18 protein-coding genes are annotated in these 21,038 nt (G+C 61.0%); 8 read left to right on the forward strand and 10 right to left on the reverse strand.

Annotation, left to right across the window (positions count from 1 at the left end):
- Positions 1–58 precede the first annotated feature (58 nt).
- Positions 59–1,900, forward strand: coding sequence for a dihydroxy-acid dehydratase (gene ilvD, locus AACY36_RS03690; protein ID WP_339496761.1), 1,842 nt, complete (start codon positions 59–61; stop codon positions 1,898–1,900).
- A 121-nt stretch (positions 1,901–2,021) separates the two neighbouring features.
- Here the strand turns inward: ilvD and AACY36_RS03695 are convergent, their stop codons facing one another.
- Positions 2,022–3,080 (reverse strand): haloacid dehalogenase-like hydrolase, encoded by a 1,059-nt coding sequence (locus tag AACY36_RS03695; RefSeq protein WP_339415236.1) that lies wholly within the window; start codon positions 3,078–3,080, stop codon positions 2,022–2,024.
- A 242-nt stretch (positions 3,081–3,322) separates the two neighbouring features.
- Between AACY36_RS03695 and AACY36_RS03700 the strand changes: the two genes are divergently transcribed.
- Positions 3,323–4,711, forward strand: a complete 1,389-nt coding sequence (locus tag AACY36_RS03700) for an L-cystine transporter (RefSeq protein WP_339427643.1) — start codon at positions 3,323–3,325, stop codon at positions 4,709–4,711.
- A gap of 82 nt (positions 4,712–4,793) precedes the next feature.
- Here AACY36_RS03700 and AACY36_RS03705 read toward each other — a convergent pair whose 3' ends face one another.
- The gene (locus AACY36_RS03705; RefSeq protein ID WP_339427642.1) at positions 4,794–5,075 is read right to left on the reverse strand and encodes a DUF6124 family protein; all 282 of its coding nucleotides are present in this window, start codon (positions 5,073–5,075) and stop codon (positions 4,794–4,796) included.
- A gap of 442 nt (positions 5,076–5,517) precedes the next feature.
- On the opposite strand from AACY36_RS03705, the gene AACY36_RS03710 reads away from it, so the two are divergent.
- From AACY36_RS03710 to AACY36_RS03720, 3 genes are read left to right on the forward strand one after another with little or no spacing between them, the layout of a single operon-like run.
- On the forward strand, positions 5,518–5,898 hold the full coding sequence (locus AACY36_RS03710; protein ID WP_339427641.1) for a PAAR domain-containing protein: 381 nt from the start codon (positions 5,518–5,520) through the stop codon (positions 5,896–5,898).
- Entirely contained in the window at positions 5,895–7,358 is a 1,464-nt protein-coding gene (locus AACY36_RS03715) for an S-type pyocin domain-containing protein (RefSeq protein ID WP_339427640.1), read from the forward strand. The genes AACY36_RS03710 and AACY36_RS03715 overlap by 4 nt, the downstream gene beginning before the upstream one ends.
- Before the next feature lies 1 nt (position 7,359).
- Positions 7,360–7,842 carry a DUF6392 family protein gene (locus AACY36_RS03720; RefSeq protein WP_339427639.1) on the forward strand — a complete coding sequence of 161 codons (483 nt, stop codon included), beginning with the start codon at positions 7,360–7,362 and terminating at the stop codon, positions 7,840–7,842.
- A 316-nt stretch (positions 7,843–8,158) separates the two neighbouring features.
- Here AACY36_RS03720 and AACY36_RS03725 read toward each other — a convergent pair whose 3' ends face one another.
- Positions 8,159–8,701 carry a dihydrofolate reductase gene (locus tag AACY36_RS03725; protein ID WP_339427638.1) on the reverse strand — a complete coding sequence of 181 codons (543 nt, stop codon included), beginning with the start codon at positions 8,699–8,701 and terminating at the stop codon, positions 8,159–8,161.
- A gap of 69 nt (positions 8,702–8,770) precedes the next feature.
- Here AACY36_RS03725 and AACY36_RS03730 point away from each other — a divergent pair, with 69 nt between their 5' ends.
- Positions 8,771–10,150 (forward strand): DUF2868 domain-containing protein, encoded by a 1,380-nt coding sequence (locus tag AACY36_RS03730; RefSeq protein WP_339415233.1) that lies wholly within the window; start codon positions 8,771–8,773, stop codon positions 10,148–10,150.
- On the forward strand, positions 10,143–11,510 hold the full coding sequence (locus tag AACY36_RS03735) for a DUF3482 domain-containing protein (RefSeq protein WP_339415232.1): 1,368 nt from the start codon (positions 10,143–10,145) through the stop codon (positions 11,508–11,510). The genes AACY36_RS03730 and AACY36_RS03735 overlap by 8 nt, the downstream gene beginning before the upstream one ends.
- Here the strand turns inward: AACY36_RS03735 and AACY36_RS03740 are convergent.
- The 7 genes from AACY36_RS03740 to AACY36_RS03770 form a co-directional block, all read right to left on the reverse strand.
- Positions 11,507–12,061 (reverse strand): phosphohydrolase, encoded by a 555-nt coding sequence (locus AACY36_RS03740; RefSeq protein ID WP_339496763.1) that lies wholly within the window; start codon positions 12,059–12,061, stop codon positions 11,507–11,509. The genes AACY36_RS03735 and AACY36_RS03740 overlap by 4 nt on opposite strands.
- Positions 12,061–13,194: a TIGR03364 family FAD-dependent oxidoreductase gene (locus AACY36_RS03745; RefSeq protein WP_339427636.1), complete on the reverse strand. Its 1,134-nt coding sequence runs from the start codon at positions 13,192–13,194 to the stop codon at positions 12,061–12,063. Before AACY36_RS03745 ends, AACY36_RS03740 begins: the two co-directional genes overlap by 1 nt.
- 73 nt (positions 13,195–13,267) lie before the next feature.
- A complete protein-coding gene (locus AACY36_RS03750) occupies positions 13,268–14,290 on the reverse strand; it encodes a putative 2-aminoethylphosphonate ABC transporter substrate-binding protein (protein ID WP_339496764.1) in 1,023 nt (340 codons plus the stop codon).
- 22 nt (positions 14,291–14,312) lie between these two features.
- On the reverse strand, positions 14,313–16,025 hold the full coding sequence (locus tag AACY36_RS03755; RefSeq protein WP_339415228.1) for a putative 2-aminoethylphosphonate ABC transporter permease subunit: 1,713 nt from the start codon (positions 16,023–16,025) through the stop codon (positions 14,313–14,315).
- Position 16,026: 1 nt separating this feature from the next.
- Positions 16,027–17,091: a putative 2-aminoethylphosphonate ABC transporter ATP-binding protein gene (locus AACY36_RS03760; protein WP_339415227.1), complete on the reverse strand. Its 1,065-nt coding sequence runs from the start codon at positions 17,089–17,091 to the stop codon at positions 16,027–16,029.
- A gap of 239 nt (positions 17,092–17,330) precedes the next feature.
- Positions 17,331–18,194 (reverse strand): LysR family transcriptional regulator, encoded by an 864-nt coding sequence (locus AACY36_RS03765; RefSeq protein ID WP_339496765.1) that lies wholly within the window; start codon positions 18,192–18,194, stop codon positions 17,331–17,333.
- 16 nt (positions 18,195–18,210) lie between these two features.
- The gene (locus AACY36_RS03770; RefSeq protein WP_339496767.1) at positions 18,211–20,463 is read right to left on the reverse strand and encodes a heavy metal translocating P-type ATPase; all 2,253 of its coding nucleotides are present in this window, start codon (positions 20,461–20,463) and stop codon (positions 18,211–18,213) included.
- An 85-nt stretch (positions 20,464–20,548) separates the two neighbouring features.
- Between AACY36_RS03770 and cadR the strand changes: the two genes are divergently transcribed.
- A complete protein-coding gene (gene cadR, locus AACY36_RS03775; RefSeq protein WP_339427634.1) occupies positions 20,549–20,989 on the forward strand; it encodes a Cd(II)/Pb(II)-responsive transcriptional regulator in 441 nt (146 codons plus the stop codon).
- Positions 20,990–21,038: the final 49 nt, after the last annotated feature.

Genomic DNA, 21,038 nt, shown 5'->3' on the forward strand with positions numbered 1-21,038 from the left:
CCAGACGTCAATAGAAGCTCACTCCCCTTTGATACCGATTAGCCGCCCGGAGTGCTCCATGCCAGATTACCGCTCGAAAACATCCACCCATGGCCGTAACATGGCCGGCGCGCGCGCACTGTGGCGTGCCACGGGGATGAAAGATGACGACTTCAAGAAGCCGATCATCGCGATTGCCAACTCATTCACTCAGTTCGTACCCGGCCACGTCCACCTCAAGGACCTGGGCCAACTGGTCGCCCGCGAGATCGAGCGCGCTGGCGGCGTAGCCAAGGAATTCAACACCATCGCCGTGGACGACGGCATCGCCATGGGCCACGACGGCATGCTGTATTCCCTGCCGAGCCGCGAGATCATCGCCGACTCCGTGGAATACATGGTCAACGCTCACTGCGCCGACGCCATCGTGTGCATCTCCAACTGTGACAAGATCACCCCCGGCATGCTGATGGCCTCCCTGCGCCTGAACATCCCGGTGATCTTCGTTTCCGGCGGCCCGATGGAAGCCGGCAAGACCAAGCTCGCCTCCCACGGCCTCGACCTGGTCGACGCCATGGTGATCGCCGCCGATTCCAGCGCTTCTGACGAGAAGGTTGCGGAATACGAGCGCAGCGCTTGCCCAACGTGCGGTTCGTGCTCCGGCATGTTCACCGCCAATTCGATGAACTGCCTGGTGGAAGCCTTGGGCCTGGCCTTGCCGGGCAACGGTTCGACACTGGCCACCCACAGCGACCGCGAGCAACTGTTCCTGCAGGCCGGCCGCACCATCGTCGAGCTGTGCAAGCGTTACTACCATGACAACGATGAATCGGTGTTGCCGCGCAATATCGCTAACTTCAATGCGTTCGAAAACGCCATGACCCTGGACATCGCCATGGGCGGTTCCACCAATACCATCCTGCACTTGCTGGCTGCGGCCCAGGAAGCCGAGATCGATTTCGACCTGCGCGACATCGACCGTCTGTCCCGTCACGTGCCACAGCTGTGCAAAGTCGCGCCGAACATCCAGAAGTACCACATGGAAGACGTGCACCGCGCCGGCGGGATCTTCTCGATCCTCGGCTCCCTGGCCCGTGGCGGCCTGCTGCACACCGACCTGCCAACCGTGCACAGCAAGACGCTCGCCGAAGGCATCGCCAAATGGGACATCACCCAGACTGACGATGAAGCCGTGCTTCACTTCTTCAAGGCAGGCCCAGCGGGCATCCCGACGCAAACCGCGTTCAGCCAGTCGACCCGTTGGGACACCCTGGATGACGACCGTGAAAACGGCTGCATCCGCAGTGTCGAGCACGCCTACTCCCAGGAAGGCGGCCTGGCCGTGCTGTACGGCAACATCGCCCTCGACGGTTGCGTGGTGAAAACCGCCGGTGTGGATGAATCCATCCACGTCTTCGAAGGTCGCGCCAAGATCTACGAGAGCCAGGACAGCTCGGTTCGCGGCATCCTCGCCGACGAAGTGAAGGAAGGCGACATCGTGATCATCCGCTACGAAGGCCCGAAAGGCGGCCCGGGTATGCAGGAGATGCTGTACCCGACGTCCTACCTGAAATCCAAAGGCCTGGGCAAAGCCTGCGCCCTGCTGACCGACGGTCGGTTCTCTGGCGGTACTTCGGGCCTGTCCATCGGCCACGCTTCGCCAGAAGCGGCTGCCGGTGGCGCGATTGGCTTGGTGCAGGATGGCGACAAGGTGCTGATCGACATCCCGAACCGTTCGATCAACCTGTTGATCAGCGATGAAGAACTGGCGGCACGCCGGGTCGAGCAGGACAAGAAAGGCTGGAAGCCGGTGGAGAAGCGTCCGCGCAAAGTCACCACCGCGTTGAAGGCGTATGCGTTGTTGGCGACCAGCGCCGACAAGGGCGCTGTGCGTAACAAAGCGATGCTCGACGGTCTGTAAGCTTCGCGCATAAAAATGCCCCGCCCAAATGCGGGGCATTTTTTTGCCCAGAACAACTCTCGAAAACAATAGGGATCAAAATGTGAGAGCGGGCCTGCTCGCGAAGGCAGGCAACTCGGTCTTACTGAATCTCTTCAGGCTTCACAATCACCCAGTTCTTGTCCGCCGTCACCGGCAACCCTTCCTTGGCCTGCGCCGCCGCATGCTTGGCCATCATGCCGTTCAGCTGGGTCATGTACTTGTCCTTGCGGTTGATCCACAAGTGAATCCCCCCCTTGGCCACGTCCACATCGTGGAACAGCATGTAGCCATCGCTGGTCGGGGTGTCGCCGCCCACCAGCACTGGTTTTTTCCACTCGTCGATGTAGGTAAGAATGGCCGCATGCTTACCGGCCATCCAGGTGGCCGGGGTCCACAGGTAGGGGGTCAGTTCCAGGTCGAGGTTGGCCTTCTCGTCATATTTACCGGCGCTGATCTGTTTGCGCGCAGTGGTCAGCTCGCCGGTCTTGCGGTCCTTGAGCAGGGTGGTCACGCCGATGACGTTCTCGGGTTTGACGTTGTAGCCGTACTTCGGATCGGCGGCAACCATGCGCACCAGCTCTTCCGAAGCGGCGGTCATCACATACACCGCGATGCCGTTCTCCATCAGCTTGTTGTACAGCTCGGCCTGGCCGGTGAAGATTTTCGGCGGTTGCACTTCGGACTTTTTCACCACGTCGCCTTCAAAATAGCTGACGGGTACGGGCTTGCCGGAGGCCATCAGCTCATCGACCTGCACCTTGAGCTCCTTGAGGGTAAAACCCGAGAACACCTGGGCGACCCACGGGTAGCAGACCATGTCGTCCACTTCGCAAAGGCGATAGTAGTAACTGAACAGGCTTTCCTTATGGTCGGCGGTGTCTTTGAACGGCATCAGTTTGAGCGATGGATCAAGGCTGTCACGGGTGATCAGACCCTTGTTTTCCATGTAGGGCAGCAGGGACTCTTCGAGGTCGTAGCGATAACTGGTGTTGTCCATGTCGAACACCGCGAAATTACCCTTGTTGGCGTTGGCGGCGATCATTTCATTCAGTTGCTTGGCCGCCGGAGCTGGCCAGTGCTTCAGCTCGGTGGCGGCGAACGCCTGGCTGACGAGTCCGAGGCAAAATGCGGCGGCGAGTAATTTCGGCACGAACTTCATAGGCGTTGTCTCCCTGAGTGAAAGACATCGACACTAACAAATCCCTGTGACAGTTCCCACTTCGAGCACGACCGTGCGCGTCCTGATTCCGTCACACTTTTGCGCCTGAGTGGCAAATGCTTATTCCAAAAACGACACCGGCCATTCCATATCGGTATTAAATCAATATATTTCAAGCTGTTAGGCTTCCCGGTTCGCAATCGCAGGCTCACGCGATTGGCTGCCTTCTCAACGGAGCTCTAATGAATCTGCCCCTGATTCTCAACTTACTGGTGTTCGTGGCCCTGTTGCTGGGCCTGGCACAAACCCGTCGTACACACTGGAGCCTCGCCAAGAAGGTGTTGCTTGCCCTGGTGTTAGGCGTGGCGTTCGGTGTCGCGCTGCACAGCATTTATGGCGCCGGCAACCCGGTGCTCAGAACCTCCATCGGCTGGTTCGACCTGGTCGGCAACGGCTACGTGCAACTGCTGCAAATGATCGTGATCCCGCTGGTGTTCGCCTCGATCCTCAGCGCCGTGGCGCGCCTGCACAATGCCTCGTCCCTGGGAAAGATCAGCTTCCTGACCATTGGCACGCTGCTGTTCACCACCGCAATTGCCGCGCTGATTGGTATTGGCCTCACCAACCTGTTCGGCCTTAGCGCCGAAGGCCTGGTGGCCGGCACCCAGGAAATGGCGCGCCTGCAAGTGATCCAGAGCGATTACGCCGGCAAGGTCGCCGACCTGAATATCCCGCAACTGTTGTTGTCATTCGTGCCGGCCAACCCGTTCGCTGACCTAGCGCGCGCCAAGCCAACGTCGATTATCAGCGTGGTGATTTTCGCTGCCTTCCTGGGGGTTGCCGCGCTGCAGTTGCTCAAGGATGACGTGGAAAAAGGCCAGAAAGTACTCAACGCCATCGACACCCTGCAAGCCTGGGTGATGCGCCTGGTGCGCCTGGTCATGAAGCTGACGCCCTACGGCGTATTGGCGCTGATGACCAAAGTGGTCGCCGGCTCCAACCTTCAAGACATCATCAAGCTCGGTAGTTTTGTGGTGGTGTCGTACCTGGCCCTGGGCCTGATGTTCGTGGTGCACGGCGTGCTGCTGTCCCTGGCAGGGATCAATCCGCTGCGTTTCTTCCGCAAAGTCTGGCCGGTGCTGACGTTTGCCTTCACCAGCCGCTCCAGCGCGGCGTCGATCCCGTTGAGCATTGAAGCGCAGACCCGTCGCCTGGGCATTCCGCAATCCATCGCCGGATTCGCGGCCTCGTTTGGCGCGACTATTGGCCAGAACGGTTGCGCGGGGCTTTACCCTGCCATGTTGGCCGTGATGGTCGCCCCAACCGTGGGCATCAACCCGCTGGACCCGCTGTGGATAGCGACGCTGGTGGCGATTGTGACCTTAAGTTCGGCAGGTGTTGCAGGCGTGGGCGGCGGGGCGACCTTTGCCGCGCTGATCGTACTGCCGGCCATGGGTTTGCCGGTATCACTGGTGGCGCTGCTGATTTCCGTGGAGCCGCTGATCGACATGGGCCGCACGGCGTTGAACGTGAACGGTTCGATGACGGCGGGGGCGATTACCAGCCAGATCATGGGGCAGACGGATCAAGCGCTGCTGGATGCCGATGAGCATGGGCAACTGGTCAGTTGAGCTGCAAGTTATAAGCCTCAAGCTGCAAGAAAGAGCGCCGCGCTTCTACTTGCAGCTTGTAGCTTAAAGCTAGTAGCTGCTCCTAGCCCTGCTCTGTCTCGGGCGACGGCACGATGCCCTCCAGCACCCGCTCAGCCAGCAACTGCGCCACTTCAATCAACTGCGCAACACCCAGCGCACCTTCGCGCCGCGAACTGTTCAGCTCAAAGGCAACGTTGCAGGTCAGCGCGTGGGCTGACGCCAGCGTTTCGGTGAGGTTGACCAGTAAATCTTCGGTGGGGATACCGTCTTTTACGCGCAACAGGACGACAGGGGCGTCATTGGATGGGGAATCGAGTGGGGGATTTGGGGTTGGTTTGATCATTGTGAAGTCCCTTAATCATAAGTGGAGCTGCCACTGATCGCCGCGACGCGATGGAAGGTGGTAGCTGTACGCAGGTTCGCGGACCGGCGATTAAGGAACCGGCATACCCTAGGGTATCCCGCGCACAGCCACCATAGCGCTGCACAGTAGACGATAAAAAAGCGTCAACTGAAAGGAGGCAATGCTTAATCGATCCGGGCCGCGACGCCCGACCGCTACGTTTGCAGCGGTGTACGGAGACTAGGGAGCCGGCTTCCTAGGGGCAACCTCAAAGACTTGTCGGACGTTTCCGTTTTTACCAATACCTAGTCGAACGGTCAGTTGTCTGGTTCTCCATCAGCCAGCAACATCTTCCTGCGTGCCACAGCGGCGCGATCCCTATGCACAACTCAACACCACGACAGTGTTTGAGCCCGCGCGCGCCCTAAAAAAAGGAAGTGATATGAAGGACACCGATACTGAAATTCAACAATCCACTCGCCCAATCAAAGCCACTTATGACTACGCGACACTTGGCTCCAAAACGCGCATGGGAGGCGAAATCGTTACAGCAAGCACCAGCCTCGAGATTCATGACCTGTGCATCGCATGCGTCGGCGACCGAGTGCGCTACCCCGATGGCAAAGAGAGCGAAATTGTTTCGGGAGCAGGTTTCGCAGCAACCTACAAAGGCCTGCCAATCGCAATTGTCGGCAGTGCTACCGACAACGGCGACATTGTGACGAGCAGCTTGCAAGACCTGGCTCAGATAGTGGAGTACGCGGACGACGATGGCATCCCAGGCCTTCTACAGCCTGGATATCGTGTGGAAAGCCAGATGTGAAGCGCTACAACATCACCACTGGCGCGAAGACCACGGCAGGCGGCGAAGTGATCAGCGGTTTGGCGCGCACCAGCTTCAACGGACAAATGATCGCCAGAGAAGGTGACCGCGTCGCTTGTCCGGCATGCGGCACTGAAGGCTTCATAGCGCTCGTCGGCCCTCATCTGCACGAAGAGTGGGGCGGCAAGCAAGCTGCGCTTGAGGGGGACCTGTGTATATGTAAATGCGATCCCCCCCCTGAGCTGATCGCCTGCCAGCGCTTCAAGTCTCAGGTGTTCGAAACACAGCCCCAGCGTGACACCTTCACTTGGACAGGGCCAAACACACCTAACCCGCCTGTTGCCAACTTCTCCGTCCCCGGCGCGGTGAATCGTGCCGCTGACGCGTGCGTGTTCGCCAAATCATGCGTCTCGGTGCCGGCCGGTTCTACGGCTGCGGGAACCGGCCCGGAAAACGCCAGGAACTTCGGCACCACGGCCGTTATGGCCTCAACCGGTACGACGGGCGCTGTCGGCAGGGCAGCAGGCACACTCGGCAGCGACCTCGGTGCATGGGCTGTACGAGGGTTGGCCGGAGCCAGTTCCGCCCTCAACCTCGTGCTGCTGGCATTCTGGCCTCGGGATATCGGTGATTCAACGCTGTACACCCCGGAGCAGTTGGAGGGGATGCGTTCGGCCAGTACACGGGTGCGTTTCCAGTTTCGCCAGGATGAATCCGGTGAACTGCGGGTTTACGGCATCCATACCAGGCCTGGAAGTGGCGCAGATCGTGTGCCTGTCACACAAGCCAGATGGAATGCTGACAAAAGCGCGATGGTGGCGGTGCTCGATGGCATCAGCATCACTTGGACGCCGAATCATGGGCCGGTGGTGAGTGTGCCGAGCCCGTATCCCGGCACACCGGAACGCCTGGATAATTTGTTCGTTCATCCGGTTGCAGTGGGGCAAGATTCGGCAATCAGCCACTATCCGGGCCGGGAAGCTGAGGATGTTACCTGGCAGGATACGATCATTTCGTTTCCCGTTGATTCGGGTGTACCGCCGCTGTATTTGGTGTTTGCCAAGCCTGCGGTCAAGCCCTTGGAGGTTGATATTTATGGTGCGTTCAATGGACGACTGCGCAACGGGCTACATGTGGATCACATGCCCTCACAGGCGGCGATAAGACGTCATCTCGAACGCTATGCAATAAGCTTCACAGAGAGGCAGCTTAAGGATGCATTAAACAACGCTGCAAGCATTGCGATTCCGTCTTATATCCATCAGAAGTTTAGTGAGACCTACGGCTGGAGAAATTCGGAGGAAAAACAGGCGTTAGATGCTGACGATCTCCGTCACGCGGTAGACAGCAATTTCAATGCTATCAAGCCATATCTTCTAGATCACGGCTTCGCCGAGTCTGATCTTGAGACGGCGCGTACCCAAATGCATAAGATCAACGAGAATCAAGGGTGGTACTAGGATGGATGTCGAGAAAATTAATCGTTTGGTAAGAGGTTTGGGTCGCACTTACGACGAGTTTCTTGTCGAGGGCTTACTTCGTGCCGGATCGATAAAACCGCTATTTTCAAATAGCCAGAACACCCATTTCATCGATAAGCCAGAGCCAGGCATTGAGCTTTGGTTTTGGGCTGAAACCATGCGATTAGAGCGAATCGTTTTTTGCCTGATAGCACTGGCGGAGGGAGAGCCAAAGTACGTGGGTAAGCTACCTGCACCCTTCGCCCTCTCGATGAATCAAGAGAGTATTCAAAACACACTTGGAAAGCCAAACGAGTCCAAAGGGCCAGTGAAGTTACCGTTGCCGATTGGGGCTACAGGAGGATGGGATTCCTTTCGTCTCAGTTTGGAGTTTCACTCGAACGCGAGGGTCGCTGTCCAGTATTTACCAGATAAATCAGTATGTGGTTTAGCGTTCACGTTGGTTGAGATGGGCCGCGATTAACCACGCCTGACTCCACGCCAAGCGCGTTTTTTATCGTTCCCCCGCTCCACGTGCAGATGATCTTAACCGCGCTCCCATACTTCGAAGTTGTACGTGGGCTTACCCCTTGCGCCGCACTCTCGGCATTCGACACCGACATCCACTGGTTCATATCAAACGCCGGAAACCACGGACTTCTATGGAGCCGCTGATCGACATGGGCCGCACGAAGTTGAATCTGAATGGTTCGATGATGGCTGGGGCGATTCAGCCAGATCATGGGGCAGACGGATAAAACCTTGCTGGATGCTGATGAGCATGCGGAGTGAGTGCAGGCCTAATTTACTTCGTCTGTTTCCCATGCTTGGCAGGCCTTTTCCCAAACCTCAAAGCTGTACGCCGGCTTGTCCCCTTCAGCCGGGTTCACAACATTCGACACCAGCTTCCACTTACCCGCATCAAACGCCGGAAACCAAGCATCCCCTTCCGGGCTCAACGCCACCCGCGTCAGATAAAGACGATCCGCCTGCTCCAGCCCCTGCGCATACAACTGCGCACCGCCGATCAGCATCAGTTCATCCACGCCCTGCGCCAGCGCCCACGCCTCAGCGCGCTCCACCGCAGCCTCCAGTGACGGAAAAACTTCCGCACCTTCAAGCACCAGATCGGTCTGACGGCTAACCACCAGGTTCAAGCGCCCCGGCAACGGTCGGCCCAGGGAGTCCCAGGTCTTGCGCCCCATGATGATCGGCTTGCCCAAGGTGGTGGCCTTGAAATATTTGAAATCCCCCGGCAAATGCCAGGGCATGCTGTTGTCGACGCCGATCACGCGGTTTTCACCGAGGGCTGCGATCAGGCTTAAAGGGAGAGTTTTTTTCATGGCGATGAGAATACCAGAGGCGCAGGCCAGCGGTTATGCTCCACGTTCACTTGCTCAACAGGAAGGCGCGTGACTGCACTGACTCCCCTGCACACACTCTGGCTGACAGAAACCGTGCGCCTGCGCGAAGAACACGCAGGCAACCTGGAAGACCTGGAAGCCAACCGCTTGGCCCGCACGGCAGGTGGCGACTTGCCGACGCGCATCCAACAGCGCGCCCTGCACCTGGCCGAGCGTGATGGCCTGACCGCCGCTCTCACGCGCTGGCTGCAAGGTGCGCGTCTGGCGTTGGTGCTGCTCGCGATCGTCGCCGTGATCAGTGGCGCCGGCCTGGCCTTGGCGGCCATGGGCAACGGCCTGACCCCGGTGAATGTGTTCTGGGCCTTGGGCAGCCTGCTTGGTTTGAACCTCATCCTGTTGCTCAGTTGGGCCCTGGGCCTGCTGTTTGCTGGCGAACACAGCGCCAGCCTTGGGCGCCTGTGGTTGTGGCTCAGCGAAAAGCTCGCGCGTGATGCCAAGGCGGCACAGCTGGCGCCAGCGCTGTTGCTGCTGCTGCAGCGCCAGAAACTCAATCGCTGGGCCGTCGGTGTGCTGGTCAACAGCCTGTGGTTGTTGGCGTTGCTCAGCGCCATGGTGATTCTTCTTACGCTACTTGCCACCCGCCGTTACGGCTTCGTGTGGGAAACCACCATTCTTGGCGCCGACACCTTCGTCGCCGTCACCCAGGCCCTCGGCACCTTGCCGGCTATGCTGGGCTTCAACGTACCGACCGTCGACATGATCCGCGCCAGCGGCGATGCTGCGCTGAATATCGAAAGCGCCCGCCAAGCCTGGGCCGCCTGGCTGGTGGGCGTGCTGCTGGTGTATGGCCTGCTGCCGCGCTTGGTCCTCGCCCTGCTGTGCCTGTGGCGCTGGAAACGCGGGCGTGCCACCCTGCGCCTGGACCTCAACCTGCCCGGCTACAGCCAACTGCGCGAACGCCTGATGCCGAGCAGCGAGCGCCTGGGGGTCAACGATGCCGCGCCGGAACAACTGCACCACGTCACGGGCGGCGTCAGCGAACTGGAAAGCGACGGCGCCCTGCTGGTGGCCATCGAACTGGACGATCAACAGCCGTGGCCACCCAAACTGCCGGTCAGCGTGAAAAACGCCGGCATTCTGGACAGCCGCGAATCGCGTAACAAGCTGCTGGAGCAGCTCACGCGCTTCCCTCCTGCACGCCTGGCCATCGCTTGCGACCCTCGCCGCTCGCCGGACCGTGGCAGCCTCGCGCTGATCGCCGAACTCGCGCGCAGCGCCACCGCCACCCGCGTCTGGCTGCTGCAAGCACCGCCCGGCCAGGCGCTGGACGCCGAGCGCCTGGGCGACTGGCACGCCGCACTGCAACAACTTGAACTGCCCTTCGCCGACTGCGCGCCGCTGAACTGGCTGGAGACCGGTCATGACTAAACCGCTGAAACTCGCTGTGGTCGGCCACACCAACGTCGGCAAGACCTCGCTGCTGCGCACCCTGACCCGTGATGTCGGCTTCGGCGAAGTCTCCCATCGCCCCAGCACCACGCGGCATGTCGAAGGGGCGCGCTTGTCGGTGAATGGCGAAGCCTTGCTGGAGCTGTACGACACGCCCGGCCTGGAAGATGCCATCGCACTGCTCGACTACCTGGAGCGGCTGGATCGCCCCGGTGAACGCCTCGACGGCCCGGCGCGTCTGGCACGGTTTCTCGAAGGCAGCGAAGCCCGCCAGCGTTTCGAACAGGAAGCCAAGGTGCTGCGCCAATTGTTGGCGTCTGACGCGGGCCTGTATGTGATCGACGCCCGCGAGCCGGTCCTGGCCAAGTACCGCGACGAACTGCAAGTGCTAGCCCGTTGCGGAAAACCATTGCTACCGGTACTCAACTTCGTCAGCAGCAGCGACCACCGCGAGCCGGACTGGCGTGACGCCCTGGCGCGCCTCGGCCTGCATGCGCTGGTGCGTTTCGACAGCGTCGCGCCACCGGAAGACGGCGAACGGCGGCTGTATGAAAGCCTCGCGCTGCTAATGGAAAGTGCGCGGCCGCAACTGGAGCGGTTGATTCTTGATCAACAGGCGCAACGCCAGGCACGCCAGCAAAGCGCCGCGCGATTGATCGCCGAGCTGCTGATCGACTGTGCGGCGTGCCGACGCAGCGTGGTGACTGAAGATGAGCCGCAAGCCATCGGTGATCTGCGCAAAGCCGTGCGTCAACGTGAGCAAAAATGCGTGGAAGCGTTGCTCAGGCTGTTCGGCTTCCGCCCCCAGGACGCCGCCGCCAGCGACTTGCCGCTGCTGGATGGGCGCTGGGGCGATGACCTGTTCAACCCGGAAACCCTCAAGCAGCTCGGCGTGCGCGTCGGCGGCGGGATCGCCGCAGGCGCGGCGGCGGGTGCAGGCGTGGATTTACTGGTCGGTGGGTTAACACTAGGCGCCGCCGCACTGGCCGGTGCAATTGCTGGTGGTGCACTGCAAACCGCACGCAGCTATGGCAGCCGCCTGCTGGGCAAGATCAAGGGCCAGCGTGAGCTGACCGTCGACGACGCCGTGCTGCGCCTGCTCGCCCTGCGCCAACGCCAATTGCTCAAGGCCCTGAACCTGCGTGGCCATGCGGCGATGCACAGCATCAAGGTCGACACGCCCCAGGACAAAACCTGGCGCGAGGGAAAACTGCCGGACGCGTTGCATAAGGCCCGCGCGCACCCGCAATGGTCGTCCCTCAACCCTCATGCCAGGTTGAGCCAGGCCGAGCGCCAGGAACAGGTCGAAGCCCTGGCCCAGCGCCTCGACGAGACCTAAGCCGCCAGCACCTTGCGCGCCTTGGCCCTGAGCACGTCAAGGTCGAGTATCGGCACGTGCATTTCCTTTGCCTGTTCGTCCCAATAGCGCATGCGCAGACTCACCGCACAGAGCGGGTCTTGCTCGAAAACGCAGGCTTGTTCCGCATTCATGACACCGCCCTGATAGTCCAGCGTTCGGCGGCTGGCTTCGCTCAAACTGGCGTAATAGTCCGGCTGGCTGAAGGTCAGGTAACGCTTGGCCTGCACGTGATACTCCACCAACTTGGCCATACGCTCGCTGAACCCTGCACGGCGCAGATAATCCGCCCCCAAACGCTCATGGCTGACCACGCCATAACCGCCCATGTTTTCACCGCCCAGGCCACAGATATGCCCGATATCGCGGAAAAATGCCGCCAGTACCACTTCGTCATCAAAGCCTTCGGACATGGCCAGTTGCGCGGACTGGGACATATGTTCGATCTGCGACACCGGCTCGCCGATGTAATCCGCCATGCCGCGTGTCTCGTACAGGCCGAACACTTCGGCAATCGCCTGCTCCGGGCTCATCACGCTGCGCCCCACACTGCAGTGATATTTCGCTCAGCCATCGCTGGCCCCACGCTCATGCCGACGCCGGTATGCATCAACGCCGCGCTGACGCCCCGCGCCGCGCGCAGGAACGAGAACGGCGCCGGGCCTCGCGAGCCGTACACACCCTGCCACCGTTCTACCACCTGGATCTTGCAACCCAGGGTCTGTTCGGCCAGTTCGATCATCCAGTCATCGACCTGCTCGGCATTGAACGGCGATGCATCGCTGCCGTAGTCATGGGAGTCGCCGATGATCAGCTCGCCATGGGGCGTCGGGCTGATCAGCAGGTGAATACCGTGTTCATGCAGGTGCGGTGCCTCACGCAGGATCTGCGCCTGCACCGGCGCGGCTTCCGGCAGATCGGCGAATGCGCCGTAGTGCACGCAACTCAGGCCGCTGAGCAACGCGTGTTGCAGGTTCAGATTCACGGCTGGCCGCGCGCGCAGCATTTGCAAGCGGCAGGTACTCGGGTTGAGTTGGGCCATCGCTTCGGCCAGCAAGGTTTGGTAGTCGTGGCCGGAGCACACGATGATCTGCTCACCGCGAAAGCTCCCCGCCGTGCTGTTCAACTGGCCCGGTTCGACGTCGCGAACCAGGGTGGAGAAGTAAAACTCCACGTTCAGTTCCTGCGCCAGGTAATTGATCAGCGCCGGGATCGCTTCACGGGAATACAGTTGCTGATCGTCCTTGCCATGCAGCGCGGCGCGGTGATGGCGGAACTGGCCGCCGTATAAATCGTTGATTGCCGCGCCTTGCAGCAGTTCGACGTTGTAGCCGTATTCTTGGGCGCGTCCGGCGCAGAAGGCTTCCAGCAGATGCTCTTCGGCTTGGGTGCGGGCGAACAGGTATGAACCGTTGCGCTTGAGCTGCAGCCCGGCGACTTGGGCCCAATGGGCCCAGATGTCGCGGCTCTCCCGCGCCAGGTCGAGCATCGGTCCAGGTGGTTGACCGGTGACCAGGGCCTGGCCGAAGTTGCGGACCGAGGCGCCGAGCGGCGTGGCGCTGCGTTCGAAGACCTTGACCTTGAGGCCGCGCCTGGCGGCCGCATAAGCGTGGGACAGACCGAGGATGCCGGCGCCGATGATCAGCAGGTCGCGGTGGTGTGTCATTGAATGATGTCCTGAATTCGAGACCGCTATCGCAGGCAAGCCTGCGATGAGGCCATCAGCCCAAACCGAGCATTTACTGACCCGCCACCTTCTCCGACTTGCCGTCATAGCGCTTACGCCATTCGGCCAGGATGCCGTCGCGATTTTTCGAGGCCCAGGCAAAGTCGTTCTTGATCAGGCGCTGCTCGTAATCGGCCGGCAACTCAGTCTGCGGCTTGGCAATACCCGGCTGGGCAAGGACCGCAAAGTTGTTCTTGTACAAGTCCATGGCAGCGGGGCTGGCCGAGAAGTCGGCGAGCTTTTTCGCCGCGTCGGCGTGAGCAGAGCCCTTGAGCACGGCAGTGGCTTCAATGTCCCAGCCCAGGCCCTCCTTGGGGAGGATGATGTCCAGCGGCGCACCCTGGCGCTTCAGTTGTACGGCCGGGTATTCGAAAGAAATCCCGATCGGGAACTCACCCGACGCCGCCAGCTTGCACGGCTTGGAACCGGAGTGAACGTACTGGCCGATGTTCTGGTGCAGGTCGTCCATGTACTGCCAACCCTGTTTCTCGCCGAAGGTCTGCAACCAGGCGCTCACGTCCAGAAAACCAGTGCCGGACGAGGCCGGGTTGGGCATGACGATCTTGCCCTTGTATTCAGGCTTGGTCAGGTCCTGCCAACTGACCGGCTTGGTCAGGCCCTGTTTCTCGGCCTCGACGGTGTTGAAGCAGAGGGTCGCGGCCCACACATCCATGCCGACCCAGGCCGGAGGGTTGGCGGCATCGCGGTAGTTTTTGCCGATCTTGTCCAGGTCCTTGGGCGCGTAGTTATCCAGCATGCCTTGCTGATCGAGGATCGCCAGGCTCGACGCAGCCAGGCCCCAGACCACATCGGCTTGCGGGCGGTCTTTCTCGGCCAACAGCTTGGCGGTGATGATCCCGGTGGAATCACGCACCCACTTGATTTCAATGTCCGGGTTGGCCTGCTCGAAGGCTTTTTTGTAGGTCTTCAACTGCTCGGCTTCGAGGGCCGTGTACACCGTCAGCTCGGTCTTGGCGAAGGCATTCAGACTGAATGCGCTCAGTACGGCAGCGACCAGCGCCAGGGGCTTGAACATGGAGCACCTCCTTCAGGGATGTTTATTGGCCGGGCGCGGTCTGGCGCCAGGCTTGGGAGCGGCGCAACGCGCCACGTGAGGCCCACGCCAGCAGCAGCGAGACGCCGGCCGAGGTGAACAGGATCAGGGTCGACATGGCCGCCGCACCGCCCACATTGCCGGCGTCGTCCATGTTCAAAACGGCAACGGCGGCAAGGATGGTGTCGGGGCTGTAGAGAAAGATCGCGGCGGACACGGTGGTCATCGCCGACACAAACAGATAGCGCACGATGTCCAGCAGCGCCGGCAGGCAGATCGGCACCGTGACTTTCAAGTAATGGCGGTACAGCGGCGCCTTGAGCGACAACGCGGCGGCTTCGAACTCGGCGTCGAGCTGGCGCAACGCCGTGGTCGCGGTCATTTGCGCGGTGGTCAAATAGTGAGCAATGGTGCACACCACCAGCAGGGTCATGGTCCCGTAGAACACATGCAGCGGGTTGCCGTTAAGGTTGAAAAAGAACACGTAGCCCAAGCCCAACACCAGCCCAGGCACCGCCATCGGCACAAAGCTGAGCATGCGCAGCGCCAGGTTCAGGCTCTTCTGGCCCTTGGTCTTTTCCATCAAATACGCGCCAGTGAAGATCAGCACGCTGCCGATCAACGCGGTGCACAGCGCCATGGTCAGGCTGTTGCGATAGGCCAGCCAGCCGCCGCCGGCGGTGTCTTCGAACTGGTAGTGATTGAGCGAAAGCGACAGGTTGTACGGCCAGAATTTCACCAGCGAGGAATACACCGCCATGCCGAATACCAGCAGCAAAACGGCGCAGATCAGCAGCACGATGGCCAGGTAGCAGCCCTCTCTTACGCGCGATGGCACCGGTTGGAGGACGTGGGCACGACCGCTCATGGAGTCGCCATGACGACGGCGCAGCCAGGCATCCACACCAAAGCTGAACAGTGCCGGCAGCAGCAACACCATACCGATCAGCGCACCGCGGCCGAACTGTTGCTGGCCGACCACGGCCTTGTAGGCCTCCAATGCCAGCACCTGATAATCGCCGCCGACCACCACCGGCACGCCGAAATCGGTGATGGTCAAGGTGAACACCAAACAGAACGCGGCGAACACCGCCTGACGGGTCGCTGGCCAAGTAATGCTGCGGAACGCCCGGGCCGGGCTCGCGCCCATGCTCGAGGCCGCATCAAACAGCCGTGCATCCGCCAGGGACAGCGCCGATAGCAGAATCATCAAGGCATGTGGGAAGGTGTAGATGACCTCGCCCAGCACAATGCCCCAGAAACCGTAGATATTCTCCGAAAGCAGCCCACGCAACATGCCTTGGTTGCCGAACAGATACACCAGCGCAATACCCGGCAACATCGACGGCGCCATCAGCGGCAGCAGTGACATGCCGCGCCAGATCGCCTTGCCGGGAATCAACGTACGCTGCAATGCGTAGGCAAACAGGTAGGCCAGCGGTACGACGATGGCCGCAACGCTGAGGGAGACTTTCAGGCTATTGCCCAGCAGCCAGTGGAAGTTGTCACTGGTGAGCAGTTCCCGCGCCGCCACCAGCCCACCGCCCTGCCCGGCTTCGCCGCTGAAACCGCGCCAGAAGATCGCCAGCAATGGCAGCAGTACGGCAACACCCAGCAGGCACAGCCAAAGCAACTTGCCGCCGACCACAAAAACACGATCACCCAGCTCGGCGCGGGAGACCTGACGCGGCTCAGGCAATGTCATGACAGCAGCCATCTCAGGCAAACACCTGCAGGCTGCGCGGCGGCAAGGCGACCCAGATATCCTGAGCACCCAGACGTGGCATGGCTTCCGGAGCCACTTCGGCCAGCAGTGGATGACCGGGCAATTGCTCCAGCTCGAAGCTCATGCGGCAGCGGTTGCCGAGAAAGGTGATCTCGCGGACCTTGGCCGGGAACAGGTTTTCTTCGTGCACCGGCGGGTTCACGCTGATCGCTTCCGGGCGGCAAAACAGACGGCCTGACTTGGCGATGCCAGCATCGTCGGCCAAGCGTAGGTTCATCCCGCCGACCTGCGCGTGGCTGGCACTGTTGCGACTGAACGGCAGCCAGTTGCCCTGGCCGACAAACTCCGCCACGAACGGGGTGGCCGGGCGGTCATAGATCTCCTGGGGCGTGGCGTATTGCTCGACCTTGCCGTTGTTCATCACAGCGATGCGGTCGGCCATCAGCATGGCTTCGTCCTGGTTGTGGGTGACCATCAGCGTGGTGATGCCCAGGCGGCGTTGCAGCTGGCGCAGCTCGGTGCACAGATGTTCGCGCACGCGGGCGTCGAGGGCCGACATCGGTTCATCCAGCAGCAGCAATGAGGGCGACGGCGCCAATGCCCGGGCGAGCGCAACGCGTTGCTGCTGGCCGCCGGAGAGTTGGCCCGGGTATTTCTTTTCGCTGCCGACCAGGCCGACCAGTTCGAGCATCTGCCCGACGCGCTTGCGCACTTCATCGCGGCCGCTGCCGGCGAGGCCGTAGCCGATATTCGCGTCGACAGTCAGGTTGGGAAAAAGCGCGTAGGACTGGAACAGAATGCCGTAGTCCCGCGCCTGGGGTGGCAGCAGGGAAACATCGCGGCTGCCCAGGTAAAGTTCGCCGCTGTCCTGGCGCTCCAGGCCAGCGATGCAACGCAACAAGGTGGTCTTGCCGCAGCCGGACGGGCCCAGCAGGCACACCAGCTCGCCAGCGGCGACGTCCAGCGAAACGTTATCCAGCGCGGTAAAAGCGCCAAAGCGTTTCTGGACACCGCGCACCTTCATTGGCGCGCCGGGTTGGGTCAGGGCTGTGTTCATGGAGGCACCTCATCAAACTGATGAAGCCCATGCTAGGCAGGCAATGCGTCGCTGGTGTGGCAGGAAGGCAAAAGGCAGTGATAGTGGTATTCGTGGATTTGGGTAGGTCTGATGGAGATGGGCTGCCTGGGCTGACCTCATCGCGGGCAAGCCCGGCTCCCACAGTTTTGATCTGTGAACACATTCGACTGTGGGAGCTGGCTTGCCTGCGATGGCGATTCAAAGGCCACCAAACTACCTTAAATCGGAGACATTTCCTGCGCCAACCCCAGAAACGCCGCTGGCAACCGCGCGCTTTTTCGCTCCTTGAGGCAGTACAAATACTCCGGAATCTGCGGCGCATTCTCGATGGTCAACACCCGTAACTGCGGATCATGCGGCACTTCCTGGCGGGCAATGATGCTGATGCCAATATTGCGCAGCACCGCCTCGCGAATCGACTCCCGGCTGCCGATTTCCAACAGCGGGCCGTAACTCACGCTTGCGCCCTGTAGCATTTCTTCGGTCAGGCGCCGCGTGGTGGAGCCGACTTCACGCATCAACAAGGTATGCCCGGCCAACGCAGTGAGCGGTACATGATCGAGCTTGGCCAGTGGATGATTGCGATGCACCGCCAGCACCAAAGGGTCGGTGCCCAGCACGCGGCGAATCAAGCGCGGGTCTTCCAGCAACTGCGACGACGCAGCGACATCAACGCGGTAATCGTCCAGCGCTTCGAGCACCTGCTGGGAGTTGCCGATTTCTACCGACACTTCCACCTGCGGCAGGCGTTCGCGAAAGGCCTTGACCAAGTCGAGGATGTAATACGGCGCCGTCGCGGCGATCCTCAGCGCACCCTGGACCTGGCCACTGTTGCGCAGGAAAAACTCGATGTCCGCTTCCTGCTGCAACAGCACCTTGACCATCGGCAGCAGGCGCGCGCCTTCGTCGCTGACGGTGAGGCGGCGACCACCTCGGTAGAACAGCTCAACGCCGTATTGGCTTTCCAGGTTGCGGATCTGGGTGGTGACGGTGGGTTGGCTCAGGCCGAGTTTTTTCGCCGACTGGGTAATACTGCCCAGGCGCGCGACCATGAAAAAAGCCTTCAACTCGGCACTCAGCACACCACCCTCACCTCAATTATTTGCGCAACAGGCGCAGGCCATTGAATACCACCAGCAGGCTCACGCCCATGTCGGCAAACACCGCCATCCACATGGTGGCCATGCCCAGGAAGGTGACCGCGAGAAAGATCGCCTTGATCACCAGCGCCAGGGCGATGTTCTGCTTGAGGATACTCGACGTTTGCCGCGACAGACGAACGAATGCCGGAATCTTGCGCAAATCATCGTCCATCAGCGCCACATCGGCGGTCTCGATGGCCGTGTCGGTGCCGGCTGCAGCCATGGCAAAACCGATCTCGGCACGGGCCAGGGCTGGCGCATCGTTGATACCGTCGCCGACCATGCCCACGCGGAAACCTTGGCCATACAGGGCTTCAATGGCTTGCAGCTTATCCGTAGGCAACAGGTCGCCCTGGGCCTGGTCGATGCCGACCTGGGCAGCGATCGCCTGGGCGGTGTGGGTGTTGTCGCCGGTGAGCATCAGGGTTTTAATGCCCAGGTCATGCAACTGCTGGATCGCTTCACGGCTGCTGTCCTTGACCGTGTCGGCCACGGCGAACAGCGCCAACGGGCCGGACTTGTCGAGCAGCAGCACCACGGACTTGCCCTGTTTTTCCAGGGCGAAGAGCTTGTCTTCCAACGCTGGTGAGCACAGGCCCAGGTCTTCCACCAGGCGATGGTTGCCCAAGTGGTAGGTTTCGCCGTTGATATCGCCACGCACGCCGCGCCCGGCCAGGGCTTCGAAGTTATCCACAACGTGCATCGGCAGATCTTTATCCACAGCCGCGTTGGCAATCGCCAGCGACACCGGGTGATCGGAACGCCCGGCCAAACTGGCGGCCAGGGCCGGTGCGCTGTCTTCGATGTTGGGGAAGAGCGCCAGGTAATCGGTTTGCACCGGCTTGCCGTGGGTGATGGTGCCGGTCTTGTCGAGGGCCAGGTAGTCGAGCTTGTAACCCCCCTCCAGGTACACGCCGCCCTTGATCAGGATGCCTTTGCGCGCCGCCGCCGCCAAGCCACTGACGATGGTCACCGGAGTGGAAATCACCAAGGCACATGGGCACGCAACCACCAGCAGGACCAGGGCGCGGTAGATCCAGTCGAACCACACGCCGGCCATGAACAGCGGCGGAATCACCGCTACGCCCAGCGCGAACAGGAACACGGCCGGGGTGTAGATCTTCGAGAAACGGTCGACAAAACGCTGGGTCGGCGCCCGTGCGCCTTGCGCCTGTTCCACCGCGTGGATGATGCGCGCCAGGGTAGAGTTGTTAGCCGCTGCGGTGACTTTGTACGTCAGGGAACCGGCCTGGTTGATGGTGCCGGCGAAGACTTTGTCGCCCACGGTCTTTTCAATCGGCAGGCTTTCACCCGTGATCGGTGCCTGATCGATGGTGGATTGGCCAGCGGTGACCTCACCGTCCAGTCCGATGCGCTCGCCGGGCTTTACCCGCACGATTGCACCCAGATCAATGCTTTTGACCTCTTGTTCAGCCCATGCCCCATCAGCTTGCTGCACCGTCGCCTGCTCGGGCGTCATCTGCATCAAGCCACTGATGGCATTGCGCGCACGATCCAGGGATTTGGCTTCGATCAACTCGGCCACGGTGAACAGGAACATCACCATCGCCGCTTCCGGCCATTGGCCGATCAGGATCGCGCCGGTCACGGCGATGCTCATCAGGGCATTGATGTTCAGGTTGAGGTTTTTCAGGGCAATCCAGCCTTTCTTATAGGTGGTGAAGCCGCCGCTGAGAATCGAGATCAGCGCCACCACCGCGATCACCCACGTGGGTGCGGCATCGGTGAAGTGCAGCACTTCGGCGCCCAACGCGCCCACACCGGACAACGCCAGCGGCCACCAGGGTTTCTTGGCGGGCGGCGCGGCGGCCGGAGTGCCTTCCTCGATGGGATCAGCCTGCATGCCGATGGATTTGATCGCGTCGATGATCGGCGCAGTGCTTGGTAGGTCGTGGGTGACGCCAAGGATGCGATTGATGAGGTTGAATTCCAGCTGCTGCACACCGGCAAGCTTGCCCAGCTTGTTCTGGATCAGCGTCTGCTCGGTGGGGCAGTCCATGGCTTCGATGCGAAAAGTGCTCAGGCGCGAGCCGGCGGTGGGTGCTTCGCTCAGTTGCACCCGCGCAGGTGCGGGTGTGCCGGAGCAGCACGAGCTGCCGTGGCCATGGTCATGCACTGGCGTGAGTTTTTTCGGGCCATGGTCGTGGTCGTGGTCATGTTTATGCGGGGTGTGGATGGAATCGCTCATTCTGTCGCGTCCGTAAAGGTGCCTGTTGCCAAGTAAAGACCCTGTAGCCACTATAGGGTCAAGCACCCATTTGGAGATTGCCGCAATGAAGATCGGCGAACTGGCCAAACTGACCGACTGCCCGGTGGAAACCATCCGTTATTACGAGAAGGAACGCCTGTTGCCGCCCCCGGCACGCACCGAGGCCAACTACCGTGTGTACACACAGGCACACACCGAGCGGCTGATCTTTATCCGCAATTGCCGCAGCCTCGACATGACCCTGGAAGAAATCCGCAGCCTGCTTGGGCTACGCGACAGCCCCCAGGACCAGTGCGAAAACGTGAACGCGTTGATCGATGAGCATATCCACCACGTGAAAGCGCGGATTGATGGGTTGTTGGCGTTGCAGGAACAGTTGCTGGACCTGCGCCAACGCTGTGGCGGCGGGGATCAGTGCGGGATTTTGCAGCGGCTGGAGGTCAGCGGGAGTGTACTGGCCAGCGAGGCGGAGCCTTCGCATGTGGGCAGAAGCCACGGCCACTGACTGATAATGGGGTGAAACCCAATCCAAATGTGGGAGCGGGCTCCCACAG

The organism is Pseudomonas sp. EA_15y_Pfl1_P101, assembly GCF_963970835.1.
Lineage (GTDB): Bacteria > Pseudomonadota > Gammaproteobacteria > Pseudomonadales > Pseudomonadaceae > Aquipseudomonas > Aquipseudomonas tritici.

What these genes read in the sequence shown, in the direction of transcription:
- ilvD (WP_339496761.1), top strand. Translation starts at nt 59, where the DNA reads ATGCCAGATTACCGCTCGAAAACATCCACCCATGGCCGTAACATGGCC.
- AACY36_RS03695 (WP_339415236.1), bottom strand. Translation starts at nt 3,080, where the DNA reads ATGAAGTTCGTGCCGAAATTACTCGCCGCCGCATTTTGCCTCGGACTC.
- AACY36_RS03700 (WP_339427643.1), top strand. Translation starts at nt 3,323, where the DNA reads ATGAATCTGCCCCTGATTCTCAACTTACTGGTGTTCGTGGCCCTGTTG.
- AACY36_RS03705 (WP_339427642.1), bottom strand. Translation starts at nt 5,075, where the DNA reads ATGATCAAACCAACCCCAAATCCCCCACTCGATTCCCCATCCAATGAC.
- AACY36_RS03710 (WP_339427641.1), top strand. Translation starts at nt 5,518, where the DNA reads ATGAAGGACACCGATACTGAAATTCAACAATCCACTCGCCCAATCAAA.
- AACY36_RS03720 (WP_339427639.1), top strand. Translation starts at nt 7,360, where the DNA reads ATGGATGTCGAGAAAATTAATCGTTTGGTAAGAGGTTTGGGTCGCACT.
- AACY36_RS03725 (WP_339427638.1), bottom strand. Translation starts at nt 8,701, where the DNA reads ATGAAAAAAACTCTCCCTTTAAGCCTGATCGCAGCCCTCGGTGAAAAC.
- AACY36_RS03735 (WP_339415232.1), top strand. Translation starts at nt 10,143, where the DNA reads ATGACTAAACCGCTGAAACTCGCTGTGGTCGGCCACACCAACGTCGGC.
- AACY36_RS03740 (WP_339496763.1), bottom strand. Translation starts at nt 12,061, where the DNA reads ATGAGCCCGGAGCAGGCGATTGCCGAAGTGTTCGGCCTGTACGAGACA.
- AACY36_RS03745 (WP_339427636.1), bottom strand. Translation starts at nt 13,194, where the DNA reads ATGACACACCACCGCGACCTGCTGATCATCGGCGCCGGCATCCTCGGT.
- AACY36_RS03750 (WP_339496764.1), bottom strand. Translation starts at nt 14,290, where the DNA reads ATGTTCAAGCCCCTGGCGCTGGTCGCTGCCGTACTGAGCGCATTCAGT.
- AACY36_RS03755 (WP_339415228.1), bottom strand. Translation starts at nt 16,025, where the DNA reads ATGGCTGCTGTCATGACATTGCCTGAGCCGCGTCAGGTCTCCCGCGCC.
- AACY36_RS03760 (WP_339415227.1), bottom strand. Translation starts at nt 17,091, where the DNA reads ATGAACACAGCCCTGACCCAACCCGGCGCGCCAATGAAGGTGCGCGGT.
- AACY36_RS03770 (WP_339496767.1), bottom strand. Translation starts at nt 20,463, where the DNA reads ATGAGCGATTCCATCCACACCCCGCATAAACATGACCACGACCACGAC.
- cadR (WP_339427634.1), top strand. Translation starts at nt 20,549, where the DNA reads ATGAAGATCGGCGAACTGGCCAAACTGACCGACTGCCCGGTGGAAACC.